The organism is Thioalkalivibrio denitrificans, assembly GCF_002000365.1.
Taxonomy (GTDB): Bacteria; Pseudomonadota; Gammaproteobacteria; order Ectothiorhodospirales; family Ectothiorhodospiraceae; genus Thioalkalivibrio_A; species Thioalkalivibrio_A denitrificans.
Genome location: NZ_MVBK01000061.1, coordinates 1 through 11074 on the forward strand (window position 1 = coordinate 1; position 11074 = coordinate 11074).

Consider the following 11074-nt stretch of genomic DNA (forward strand, 5'->3'; position numbering starts at 1 on the left):
CGACACTCACCCCAACCTACCGATGACTCTTGAATTGACATGCCTTCCTTTGCGGACTGATTCGACATGGACAATCCCGGTTCAGGCGCGGATTTGAAGCTCCGGCACGTGCACCCGTGGGATCTTTCACCCGCCGAGGCCCGTGCCTTGCAGATGCGCCTCGCGCCTCGCGTGGTGCGCGAAGATCGGTTGGGCGAGATCCGGCGGGTAGCGGGTGTGGACGTGGGCTTCGAGGAAGGGGGGCGCATCACCCGGGCGGTGGTGTCGGTGCTTTCATGGCCGGAGCTCGCGCCGCTGGAGGATGTTGTGGCGCGCAGCCCGACGCGTTTTCCCTATGTGCCCGGTCTGCTGTCCTTTCGTGAACTGCCCGCCGTGCTGGAAGCGCTGGAGGGGTTGTCGGCGTTGCCCGATCTGCTGTTCTGCGACGGGCAGGGCATCGCCCATCCACGCCGCTTCGGAATTGCAGCGCACCTGGGCGTGCTCACCGACCTGCCCGCCATCGGTGTCGGCAAGACGCGGCTCATCGGTACCCACGAAGCCGTGCCCGAGGAGCGGGGTGCGTGGCGGGCGCTGTACGACAAAGAGGAGGTGATCGGCGCGGTGCTGCGCACACGCACGCGCGTGAAACCCGTGTACGTGTCCGTCGGCCATTGCCTGTCACTGGAGACCGCTGTGGAACTGGTGCTGAAGGCGGCGCCCCGCTATCGGTTGCCGGAACCCATCCGACGCGCGGATCGGCTGGCTTCGCAGAGCACTGGCCGGGATCAGGTATTGCATGGCGGCGTTTGTTCCTCACCCTAAGCGGCTGCCTGCGTGGGACATCATTCGCCCTTCAATGCGCGGCCAGCTCGAATCGATGTCTCAGTCCGAGTACCGCAGCGCGTGTACATGCGGCGTAGACTGTATGGATTCTATGATTGCGAGGAATGTCTCATCGCTCAGATTGAATGTGCTGAGGTGCATGAATCCGTGCTGGTCGCTTGCGCTTACAACAAAGGCGGCGTGCCCACCGTCCTTTGGCTTTCCCGCGTATATTGTGAGCTCGTCCATGGCATATTTCCTGAGGCTTCCGAAGCAAAACGTCTGTGCATACGCCTTGGCAAATTCTCCTGCAGGGTGTGACGGAACTTCCTGGGGGTGCGTATTGAAAGCCCAGCGCAGGAAGTCAACCAGGGTTGTGCTGTGCGGCAGTTCGGGAAGGTCTGCACGGGTGACCTCGTGAAAAACGATCCGCCCATTTGTTGGATATTCAACGATCATCACCAAATTATTGTGGATGATCGTTTTGGGGTTCTCCGGAAGTCTGATGCTTAGCCGCGGGTTGACCCGAGCTTCCAATGCATCGCGCAGACCGTGTCCGGTTTCACTGAACGAAGCGGGTGTCGCAACAGGACTGCATGTGCTCCCGGCGAGGGCGGAACGCGGCGGACCCAGCAAAAGCAAGGTGAGTGCAAGAGAGAAACCGAGGGTGTGTGCAAGTCTGTTCGGCGTCCTTGACATTGAAGCCTCCATGCCGATCTTCAGGGGATAGCGAGTGGCTCTCACCTTCATGAGGTCCCTCGCGAACAGTGGCAAGGCGACGATACTGGCGTTCTTGCGTTGAGGTCAAGCGCTCGCGCCGTCAGTCGTGATCGAGAACGTGGCTGCGCACGAGCTCTGTGTGTGACCCGGCAAATGGCGGGCGTGTCATCATCCTGTCATGGTCGGCGTTTAGTGTGAACGATCAATGTGCACACCCCGTGAGCCCAGCACGAGTAGTGAGCTTGTGATCCTGCCTGTCAGCCGTGCCGTGCGTCGCATTGCCGCCGGCTATCTCGACAAGGCGGGAAGTGCATGTGTGCGGCTTGCTGATCCGGAAGACCAGGAGGCCCTGCACGATTTCCGGGTGGCCTTGCGCCGTTTTCGCAGCATTGCCCGGGCCTACAAGCCCTACATCCGCGACTGCCTCCCCAAGAAGTTGCGCCGCCGGGTCAAGGACCTTGCCTCCGGTACCGGCGTGGCCCGGGATGCGGAGGTTCAGCTGGCCTGGCTGAACGACCAGCGCGGTCAGGCACGGCCCCACGAGTTGCCTGGTTACCTTTGGATCATCGGCCGCCTGGAGGCGCGACTGGACGAGGAATACGAGGATATCCGGGCGAACCTGCCCGGGCGTTTCCGGCGCCTTCAGGATCGCCTTGCCGCCCGGCTGGCGCTGGATTACGACGACACTTCGCCGCCACTCGGCGAGGTGGCCGCGGAGCTGTTGCTGGAGACAGGCGAGACGCTGCGCGGTCATCTGGAACAGGTGCACGGTCAGGCAGACGAGGAGGAAATCCACCAGGCGCGCATCACGACCAAACGCCTGCGCTACCTCCTGGAACCGTTGGCTCCGGAACTGGACAAGGGCAAGGCGCTGGTCAAGGAACTGAAGGTGCTTCAGGACATCATGGGCGAGATTCACGATACTCAGGTGCTCGGCGCGGAACTGTCCCAGGCTGCCGAGGAGGCGGGTGCCGAGCGCCTGCGGCGCCTCATCGATCTCAGCCTGCGCCTGCCCCACGACGACCCCCAGGTCGAGGCCGCCCGCCGCAATGACGAGCGCCCCGGCCTGCTGAGCCTGGCCCGGGATCTTCAGGAGCGTGAGCAGGACCTGATCAACCGCCTGCTGGGGTATTTGGGGCAGGGGGATCTCGGCCGGTTCCTGGACCGCCTGGAGGAGGCTGCGGCGGAACTGCGCCGGCTCGCGGTGCCCGCGCCCGAGGCCGAAGACAAGGACGGTGAGGAAGGGTCGTCCGCCGGGTCCTGAGCGGCCAAGCCACATGATGACTCGGGCTACGCGTGCCCGAGGCGCCGGTAGACGGGCAGGATCCTCGGAAGGGAGTCCTGCAGCGCGCGGACGACGCGCGGGTCGAAGTGGGTTTCCGCGTGCTCGCGCAGCCACGCCACGGCCTCGTCCACGGACCAGGCGGGTTTGTAGGGGCGCCGGGAGGTGAGCGCGTCGAAAACATCGGCCACGGTCACGATGCGTGCCGAGAGGGGAATCTCGTCACCACGCAGGCCTCGCGGATAGCCCTGTCCGTCGAAACGTTCGTGATGACTCTCAGCGATCTCGATGGCGGTGTCGAAGACCCGGAATCCCACCTGTCGCAGCTGTTTCTCGCATTCCCGCAGGACTTCCCCGCCGATCAGCGTATGACGGTTCATCAATGCCCGCTCGTCGTCGGTCAGTGACCCCTTCTTGAGCAGTATGTGATCCGGGATACCCACCTTGCCGATGTCGTGCATGGGGGCGAAGCGAAGGATGTCCCGGATGAACCGGCTGGTGATCGTCTCCCGCAGATCCGGTTCGTCGGCCAGCCGTTCGGCAATGATGCCGGCGTACAAGCGCATGCGCGTGAGGTGGTCGCCGGTCTCCGGGTCGCGCTGTTCCGCGAGCTTGGCCAGCCCCTCCACGGCGCTGATGACGAGATTCTCCATGATTACGGTCTTGTGCAGCGCGCTGCTGATCAGACCGGCCAGGTTTGTCATCAGTGACAGGTGCGCAAGCTGGTAGGCGTTGCTGCGCCGACAGGCCAGCACCAGCGCGCCAGCGTTGCCGTGCTCCCCCCGGATCGGCAGCATCAGGGACGAGCGCAGTTCCTGTGCAAGCAGCATGGCTTCCATGCCTTCCAACCTGTCAGGTGTCGCCACCTGGGCCAGGTCCGGTATGCGCAGAGGACGCTCCTCCCGGAAAACGACGGCAAGTCGGGTCTCCCTTAAGGGGAACCGCCGCACGGCCGGGCGCATCGCCCGCCCGTCCAGCGCGGCATGTTCGAGGCTCACGGATTCGCCGTCGGGACGTGCCAGCACCAGTCCCGCCCAGTCCAGGGGCACCAGGGCCCTCAGCTCGGGCCAGATGGCGGTCAGCATACGCTCCGGGTCGTCGGCCTGCTGCATCCGGTCGATGAGCACGAACAGGGCCTGCAGGCGGGCGGACAGGCTGTTGAAGGATTCGGCCATCAGGCCGATCTCGTTGCGCCCGGGCACCGGCAGCCGGTGCCCGAAGTTCCCTTGGGCGACGTCGCTGAACCCTTCGGAAGTATCCTTGAGCGGGCGCAGGATCCGGGAATGCAGCCACCATACTGCGACCGCCATGATCAGCAGCGCGGTGAGGGCGGAGATGCGGATCATGCGTTCGTGGGCCGCCATGCCATTCATGGCGACTTCCTCGATGCCCCGGTGCAGTGCGCGCATGGCCGATTCGAGCCCGTCGCCGTGCTCGATGATGTACTCGGCAGCCCATTCCAGGCGGGGTTTCTCGGGGTCTTCTCCCAGTGCACCCGACAGACCGTCGCGAAACCGGGACCAGCTTCGGGCCGCCTCGGCGCCGCTTCGATGGTGGACGATCAGCGGTGCGTGCGGATTGGCGGATGCGGCGCCGTCGTCGCCCAGGTGGTCGTCAAGGGTGGACGTGTGGGCCAGCAGGTCCTGGTAGTAGAGCTTTACGTCGCGATAATAGGTGGGGTAATCACGCGCCGGGGTGGACAGATAGTTGAACGCCTGCTGACGCATGAGGCTGACCGCAAGCTGCAGATTGGCCGTGTCGGCGACCAGTGCCTGCTCCTGCTGTCGCTTGTGCGCCGAGTCCAGTGCATAGAACGAGGCGCCTGCGAAGACGGCGAACAGCAGGGCAAGCAGCAGCGCAAGCTGGAATCGTATGCTGTGCGGGAACTCGCGGCCCACGGGAGTGCCTCCGGACAGATCCTTCGTCATATATACGCACGGCGGGGCTTGCCGGTTGCACGTGCTGTGGGCACAACCCGGGGCATGTCTGCCGCGCAGGTGCTATCTTGACCTTTTCATTGCAGATCGAGTGTCCTGAATCTCTGACTCAGGACACTAGGCCGTTGGGGGGCGAAGCATGAAGCGGACGGAAGTCACGGTGGTGCGGCTTTACCTTGCCGAGGGTGAGGTGCAACTCAATAACCTGATGCGGCGCTTGCGCGATTGGGAAAAGCTGCGCGGGCTCACCGTGTTTCGCGGTGTATCCGGCTTTGGGGAGGATGGTGCCATTCGCGGCGACGGGGCGGCCCACGGTGATCATCGCCTGCCGGTCGTGGTGGAGTTTTTCGATACGCCGCCCCGGATCGAGGCCGTGCTCCGACACCTGGAGGCCGAGATCAAGCCCGGCCACCTGCTGACCTGGACGGCGCAGGTCAATCAGTAGCCCCTGTCTCCTTCTCCAACAGTTGCAGGAAGCCCTCGTAACGCTGTTTCAGGTCACGTTCCGCTGACGGGTTGAAGATCCGCTCGGGCGGTTCGTGCCGCCAACGGTTGGGGCGTCCGGCGGCCAGCCAGGCGAGGCCGCGTGCTGTGGCCTCTGGGTCCTCGTGGCGGCGCACCGGCAGACCGCTGAGATCGGCGATGCGTTGGCACAGGCCGTCGAGCTGCGACAGGCCGCCGGAGACCCGCAGGGCGCCGAGACGCCCCGGCTGCATTTCCGCGAGGTTGCGCTGCACCAGAAAGGCGATGCTCTCGATGACCGCCACGGCGCGCCGGGCCACGGAATCGGTGTCGGGGACAAAGCGTGCCCCGATGTCCTGCCGCCAGTAGGGCGAGCCCAGGCCGCCGATGCTGTTAAGGAACAGCGGCGGGTCCCGCACCGCATCCAGCCACTCCGGCAGTCCGGCCAGGATGTCGGTTTCCGTCTGCCGCTGCAGCCAGTGGATGGCGCTGCCGACGCCGTTGACCGTGCCCTCCAGAAGGTAGCGCCGCTCCTTGTTCGTGCTCCAGGCAATGCCGCCCAGAAGGTGATCCGGCGCAGGCGGCTGCCGACCGACACCGCACAGCACGAAGGCGCCGGTCCCCAGATTGATCAGGGCCTCATCCTGCAGCGGCTCGCCGCCGGCGTGGATGGCCGCGTTCTGGTCGCCGCACAGGCAGGTGAGCGGGATGTCCGTGCCTTCCAGCAGGCCGTGGTGCTCCAGCGTGGGTACGCAGGCGGGCAGCACTCTCGGATCGATACCGAAGAGTCCGGTCAGCGCAGGGCTCCATTGCGCCTGCGCAAGATCGAACAACAGACTGCGGGCGGCGTTGCTGTGATCGACGATCAGGGGTTGGCCTTCCAGGAGATGCCGGGCGAGGTAGGCGGCCAATGGTCCCATCACCAGTGTCCCCTCGGCCAGGGCCTGGGACACACGCTGGTTGTGCGCCATCAGCCAGCGCATTTTGCCGGCCAGGTAATGGGGCGAAAGCGGCAGACCGCTGATCTCGTGGATCGCACGTTCGTGGGACGCGTACGCCTGCAGCAGTTCGCGGCTGCGGGTGTCCTGCCAGCTCAATGCCGGTGCCAGGGCCTCGCCGCTGTGGCGATGCCATGCCACCAGCGTGGAACGCTGCACCGCCAGCCCCGCGCAGCGGACCTGTCCGGCGGCCTGCGGGAGCACCTTTGCGATGACGGTGCGCACCGACTCCAGCACCTGTTCCGGCGAGAGTTCCACCCACCCGGGGTGAGGCTCGTACTGCTCCACGCCCGCCTCGTGGCGCGCGATGACGGTGCCGTGTGTATCAAACAACAGGGCGCGGCTGGCGTGGCTGCCCTGATCGATGGCGAGTATGCAGTCCATGATACAAGTATGCGCCAATCCGGACTGGCCCCTATCGTTCCCTTCTGCACAGGAACGAAAGGACCTCACCCCTCGTGCGTTGACCGCGTCGTATTCGGCGGGCGGAACACCAAGAACTTCAGCCTCGGATTGGATGTGGCACCGCGGCCGAAGCTTGCCCCAAAGCGATGGACGATCTCACGGGCAGACTCCGGCGCGATCTTCAGACGAAGCTGCGGTCCTCGCTTTGCCTGAACCGGTTCGGTTCGACCCGGGTGCCCAGGACGTCGGCGATCAATCGGGCCCCGAGGCAGAGGCCGAGCACGGGTGTGCCCCGCTCGATGATGTTATGCACGAAGCGCTTGTCTTCATGAACGCCCATGGGGCCGCCCAGCACGATACACCAGAGCTCGAAAGGGCCACGGTTGACAAGGCCAGGACCCGGACCTAATCTGCAACGGCGTCGCGCATGGATCGACACTCAGGCATGCAACCCCAAGAGCCGCGCGACGGGAATTGGATATCCGGGCCGCTCTCATGCCGCCAATAAGATCCAAGGATGGCTTCATGACCAGACCTTCTCTCTCTCGCTTACTGTTCTTGTTCTTCGCCTTCGCGGCGTTGGCGGACGGATCAGCTTCAAATGCCTTGGCAAGTCCGGATGGTGCTTCCCGGGCTGTTTCGCCATCCCCCGCTGGGTTAGCCGCAGGTGCAGTCGTCGTGGACACGGCGGTCGGGTTCCGACTCGCGCTTCCAGGCAACGTTGAACGTGTCATCGACGGAGGTGCCGCCCTGATTTTCATCTATCCAGATGCCCGGTCTGTCACTTTGGTTTCTACATTCGAGAATGATCTATCGGGCTGGTTCGAAGGGAAGGACACGAGTCTTGCAGAGTTCGTGCGCATGGTTTTCGATCCTTCGACCCCTGTCGACATTCCCCTCGGAGACGTGGCACAGGAGATGAGGGACGCATTGCTTCATGGCGAAACCAGGGTTCTACGCTACTCCACAGGTCCTGTGGAGATACACCGCCTGATGTTCACGGAGGATCCAACAAGGGGTCTCCGGGAGCGAGCCTTCGTCACGAGCGACACAGTGCCCCATGCCCAACTGGAGATAAGTGCCGAGGGGATTTCCACCAAGGAGTTTGAGGAGATTCTTTCCAGCCTCGGTACGTGGAACTGAGTTCCAGCCGATTACAGAGAACTGAGGGAGGAAAAATGGACCTTTCCGAGATGGAGAAGGATGACCTTCGCGTAATACTTGAGGGCTGGTTTGGCGCGAGTGTAGTTGCCGGATGGGAGATGAACGAGAGGGTGCTCGATGTATTCGTGGAAGTCGTCAGCAGGGTTCGCACCTGTTCCAGGCTCATAGACACCTTGCCCAGGCCAATGGGTATCCCGGACAAGGATTACGTGCGGCGACAGCTCAGGGGTATCGCCCGAAGGGCCCGGAATGACGACGGCGTCTACCTGATGTGCAGCGACGCAGTACGCTGGGGATACAGGAGTCGATTCGAGAATGCCGGTCGGCTATGAAGGCAGCTCGAAGCGGCAAGGCGCATCACGCTGGCTTCGCCGGGGATGTTGATCTGCCATCCGCACCGAGAATTCTTGAGGCATCATTCTTCCTGCTCTTGAGGGGCCTTCACCACCGTCACCGGGCAGTGGGCGGTTTGCAGGACTTTGGTCGCCACGCTTCCGACAAACAGCGCACGGAACCCGCTGCGCCCATGTGAACCCATGATGATCAGATCGTAATTCTGTTCCCTGGCGACCCGGGCGATTTCCTCGGCGGCATCGCCCTGGCCGGTTTCCGCGTCGACGGAAAAGCCCGCGTCCCTGAACATGTCCATGATGTCCTGCTGCCATTGCTCGGTCATTGCCTTGAGCTCTGCCTGATACCTTTCGGGGTCCGGGATGGACAGCGTGCTGGGGGACAGGCCGTGCGAGCCTTCGATGGTCGGTTCCACCGCAAGTACGCCGACCTGTGCGTCCACCAGCTGCCGTTTCAGGTCCAGACAGAAATCGGCGGCGTGGCGTGAAGTATCCGAGCCGTCCGTTGCCAGCAGTATCCTCTTGATCATGGCTGCGTCCTCCGGCGTACCTGTTCGCCATTGCGGGCCATCATTTCTCCTGCTTGAGGCCCTTCGTTGCGGTGATACCGAGGCCCTCGAACACAAAGAGAATGGAGACCCCGTACCAGACTGTATAGACCACGTAGAACACCAGCAGGAACACGGTGATGCCGAGCCGGTCCGTCAGATGGATCGGCTCTATACCTGCAAAATTATAGGATGGCTCCACGGCGCGGTTGTTCACGCGCGCCACCCCGCGGGCATCGCTGTGGCGGCCCTCGGCGGTCAGGGCGTCGTCGAGCCTCAGCAGAAAGCGATGCCACCGGTAAAGGACGTTCCGGGCGGGCTTGCCGTCGTGGCGGGCCTCCACCTCGTCGTCACGAAGATAGAACAGATCCCTGGCGTCTACCAGTGCCGCCTCCAGGATCTGGCCCAGATCGGCCTCGATGGCAACGCCAAGGGGCTGCGGCTCGAACGGGATACCTGCATGTTCGAGCACATGACGGACCGGGGCGCGGTCCGCTTCGTCCAGCCGCACCGTCGTGGCGATGATCGTGCCGCGGAACTGTTCCGCTATGGCCTGGGTTTCGTCAATGTAATCCGCCGACCCCTTGGACAACTCGTTGAACAGGTCGTCCGCTGCCTCCATCCCGCTGCGCCCGTCGAACACGGGGGCGAACAGGGGAATGAGCAGCAGCGTGAAGAAGGCGAGTCCGACCGCGCCTCGCCAGAACTGCCTGGGGTTCATGATGATCGGCCGTTGTTCGGTGATATCCATGCTGACCCCTCAATGAACGCTGTCTTGTTGCGCGTCCAGCTCCCCGGAGCGAATCTTCGGGATGCCGCGAATGAACGAGTAAATCACCCAGATCGCGAATACACCGACGATGCTGAAGAACGTATAAAAGCTCAGCCAGTCCGAGATCATGACGGTGGTTGACGAGAACTCCGTGTAACCGGCGCCGTTGAGAGCCGCCGGCAGGGCGAACAGGCGATTGAGGAACCCGCCGATGACTGTCACCGCGAAGAATCCGCGGATATAGATCCCCGGCACCACCTTGGTGGTGATCGCGCCGATCTGGATGCCGATCAGCGAGCCTAGCAGCAGCCCCATGGCAAGGGTGTAGAACACGAAGCCATACACCGCGTATTGCGTGATGGCCGTGTAGCCCGCCGTGAAGATGATCTGAAAGATGTCGGTCCCGACCGTGGTGAACGTGGATACGCCGAGCAGGTACACGAAGGTGGGAAACACCACGAACCCGCCGCCCACGCCCATGATGGCCGCAATCTTGCCCACCACCAGCCCCGAGAGAATGATGGGCCAGATGGACAGCTGGCGCCCGCCCGGCGTGACGTCGAAATCGAAGCGCACATAGGGGGGCAGGCGCATGGCCTGCATGCGCTGCGCGATCCGGGTGATCTCGGCCTTTGCGTGGGCGGATGCGTCGGCGCGCTCACGGCGGGACTTGAGAAAGTCGTTCATCGTAAAGAAGCCGATGAAGCCGAGAATGAATACATAGACGAGGCTGATAAAGGCGTCGCTCAATGCGGGATTGGCCTCATAAAGGGTGCGCTGGAGCAGCCCTCCCGCCGTTGCTCCCGCCAGGGAACCCACCAGGAAGATCAGGGCAAGGGGGATGTTCACATTGCCCATCTTGCTGTGCAGTGTGGCGCCCATGATCGCCTTGGCAAAGATGTGGAACATGTCCGTGCCGACGGCCATGATGCCCCGCACGCCCACGCTCATGAGTGCCGGCGTGAGAATGAATCCGCCGCCCGCACCGATGCAGCCCGTGATCAGCCCTGCGACCATGCCGATGAGGAGGGACACCACGAACATCTGCATGGTAGCGAAGGAAGGCGCGTAGGCCGCCTTGCCGCCGATGATCTGCGGAAGGTCCTGGGCGTTGGCCATCTCCAGGCCGGCAAACACGAGTATCGGGAGGGTCAGAAGGATCAGGAGCCAGCGGCGACGCAGGATCACCCGACTGTTGTTGATGGACCAGTCCGCATACCAGCGGCTGCCCTCCATCATGGCTTCGTAAAGGACCCTGCAGCCGCTGACCTGCCGGCCTGAGGGCGCTGGCTCATGCTTCATCTGGACTCCCCCGTTTTACTTGTTCTCGTCCGGTCGGGCACGTGTCGCGCTGACGCGCTCACACTGCGAGCCACGGGTCGTTCAGTGGCGAAACCTTGCAAGCGATGCCCAACATCGGCATTCGATGTCAGGGCAGGCCTCAAGTTCTATTGTCATCGCAGCCCCAAGTCAAGGACGGGCTTGCGGGCTACCGCCATCGAGTGTCGCTGCCTCATTCAAGGGTGAGGAGACACTTTACGCAACACCGGCATGGCTGTGAGTTGACGCGCGTCATTGACAGGGCGGCGGACAAGGTTGTGCGAGTTCTGTCAACTTAGCCCGCATATTTCACCA

Annotated in this window: 12 protein-coding genes; 5 read left to right on the forward strand and 7 right to left on the reverse strand. The window is 63.3% G+C overall.

What is annotated here, in order from left to right; translation table 11 throughout:
* The first annotated feature begins 66 nt into the window (after window positions 1-66).
* Window positions 67-801, forward strand: coding sequence for a deoxyribonuclease V (nfi, locus tag B1C78_RS10920; protein WP_077279204.1), 735 nt, complete (start codon window positions 67-69; stop codon window positions 799-801).
* A gap of 60 nt (window positions 802-861) precedes the next feature.
* Here the strand turns inward: nfi and B1C78_RS17420 are convergent, their stop codons facing one another.
* Window positions 862-1551: a hypothetical protein gene (locus tag B1C78_RS17420; protein WP_139349898.1), complete on the reverse strand. Its 690-nt coding sequence runs from the start codon at window positions 1549-1551 to the stop codon at window positions 862-864.
* 175 nt (window positions 1552-1726) lie between these two features.
* On the opposite strand from B1C78_RS17420, the gene B1C78_RS10930 reads away from it, so the two are divergent.
* On the forward strand, window positions 1727-2785 hold the full coding sequence (locus B1C78_RS10930) for a CHAD domain-containing protein (RefSeq protein ID WP_077279206.1): 1059 nt from the start codon (window positions 1727-1729) through the stop codon (window positions 2783-2785).
* Between the two features lie 26 nt (window positions 2786-2811).
* Here the strand turns inward: B1C78_RS10930 and B1C78_RS10935 are convergent, their stop codons facing one another.
* On the reverse strand, window positions 2812-4731 hold the full coding sequence (locus B1C78_RS10935) for an HD domain-containing phosphohydrolase (RefSeq protein WP_077279207.1): 1920 nt from the start codon (window positions 4729-4731) through the stop codon (window positions 2812-2814).
* Between the two features lie 148 nt (window positions 4732-4879).
* On the opposite strand from B1C78_RS10935, the gene B1C78_RS10940 reads away from it, so the two are divergent.
* Entirely contained in the window at window positions 4880-5185 is a 306-nt protein-coding gene (locus B1C78_RS10940; RefSeq protein ID WP_077279208.1) for a DUF190 domain-containing protein, read from the forward strand.
* Here B1C78_RS10940 and B1C78_RS10945 read toward each other — a convergent pair.
* The gene (locus B1C78_RS10945) at window positions 5175-6584 is read right to left on the reverse strand and encodes an FGGY family carbohydrate kinase (protein ID WP_077279209.1); all 1410 of its coding nucleotides are present in this window, start codon (window positions 6582-6584) and stop codon (window positions 5175-5177) included. The two genes, B1C78_RS10940 and B1C78_RS10945, sit on opposite strands and share 11 nt — an antisense overlap.
* 202 nt (window positions 6585-6786) lie before the next feature.
* Window positions 6787-7044, reverse strand: a complete 258-nt coding sequence (locus B1C78_RS17425; protein ID WP_342745163.1) for a glutamine amidotransferase-related protein — start codon at window positions 7042-7044, stop codon at window positions 6787-6789.
* Between the two features lie 239 nt (window positions 7045-7283).
* Here B1C78_RS17425 and B1C78_RS10950 point away from each other — a divergent pair, with 239 nt between their 5' ends.
* Both B1C78_RS10950 and B1C78_RS10955 read left to right on the forward strand, forming a co-directional pair.
* Complete coding sequence (locus B1C78_RS10950; RefSeq protein WP_077279210.1) at window positions 7284-7748, forward strand: hypothetical protein; 465 nt, start codon at window positions 7284-7286, stop codon at window positions 7746-7748.
* A gap of 35 nt (window positions 7749-7783) precedes the next feature.
* Window positions 7784-8101, forward strand: a complete 318-nt coding sequence (locus B1C78_RS10955; protein WP_077279211.1) for a hypothetical protein — start codon at window positions 7784-7786, stop codon at window positions 8099-8101.
* A gap of 83 nt (window positions 8102-8184) precedes the next feature.
* Here B1C78_RS10955 and B1C78_RS10960 read toward each other — a convergent pair whose 3' ends face one another.
* The 3 genes from B1C78_RS10960 to B1C78_RS10970 are packed head-to-tail and all read right to left on the reverse strand — an operon-like array spanning window position 8185 to window position 10741.
* Window positions 8185-8649: a universal stress protein gene (locus tag B1C78_RS10960; protein ID WP_077279212.1), complete on the reverse strand. Its 465-nt coding sequence runs from the start codon at window positions 8647-8649 to the stop codon at window positions 8185-8187.
* A gap of 40 nt (window positions 8650-8689) precedes the next feature.
* Window positions 8690-9418, reverse strand: a complete 729-nt coding sequence (locus tag B1C78_RS10965; protein ID WP_077279213.1) for a hypothetical protein — start codon at window positions 9416-9418, stop codon at window positions 8690-8692.
* A gap of 9 nt (window positions 9419-9427) precedes the next feature.
* Window positions 9428-10741 (reverse strand): sulfite exporter TauE/SafE family protein, encoded by a 1314-nt coding sequence (locus B1C78_RS10970; RefSeq protein ID WP_077279214.1) that lies wholly within the window; start codon window positions 10739-10741, stop codon window positions 9428-9430.
* Between the last annotated feature and the right edge of the window lie 333 nt (window positions 10742-11074).

What these genes read in the sequence shown, in the direction of transcription:
- B1C78_RS10945 (WP_077279209.1), bottom strand. Translation starts at nt 6,584, where the DNA reads ATGGACTGCATACTCGCCATCGATCAGGGCAGCCACGCCAGCCGCGCC.
- B1C78_RS17420 (WP_139349898.1), bottom strand. Translation starts at nt 1,551, where the DNA reads ATGAAGGTGAGAGCCACTCGCTATCCCCTGAAGATCGGCATGGAGGCT.
- B1C78_RS10935 (WP_077279207.1), bottom strand. Translation starts at nt 4,731, where the DNA reads ATGACGAAGGATCTGTCCGGAGGCACTCCCGTGGGCCGCGAGTTCCCG.
- B1C78_RS10960 (WP_077279212.1), bottom strand. Translation starts at nt 8,649, where the DNA reads ATGATCAAGAGGATACTGCTGGCAACGGACGGCTCGGATACTTCACGC.
- B1C78_RS10940 (WP_077279208.1), top strand. Translation starts at nt 4,880, where the DNA reads ATGAAGCGGACGGAAGTCACGGTGGTGCGGCTTTACCTTGCCGAGGGT.
- B1C78_RS10955 (WP_077279211.1), top strand. Translation starts at nt 7,784, where the DNA reads ATGGACCTTTCCGAGATGGAGAAGGATGACCTTCGCGTAATACTTGAG.
- B1C78_RS10930 (WP_077279206.1), top strand. Translation starts at nt 1,727, where the DNA reads ATGTGCACACCCCGTGAGCCCAGCACGAGTAGTGAGCTTGTGATCCTG.
- nfi (WP_077279204.1), top strand. Translation starts at nt 67, where the DNA reads ATGGACAATCCCGGTTCAGGCGCGGATTTGAAGCTCCGGCACGTGCAC.
- B1C78_RS10970 (WP_077279214.1), bottom strand. Translation starts at nt 10,741, where the DNA reads ATGAAGCATGAGCCAGCGCCCTCAGGCCGGCAGGTCAGCGGCTGCAGG.
- B1C78_RS10965 (WP_077279213.1), bottom strand. Translation starts at nt 9,418, where the DNA reads ATGGATATCACCGAACAACGGCCGATCATCATGAACCCCAGGCAGTTC.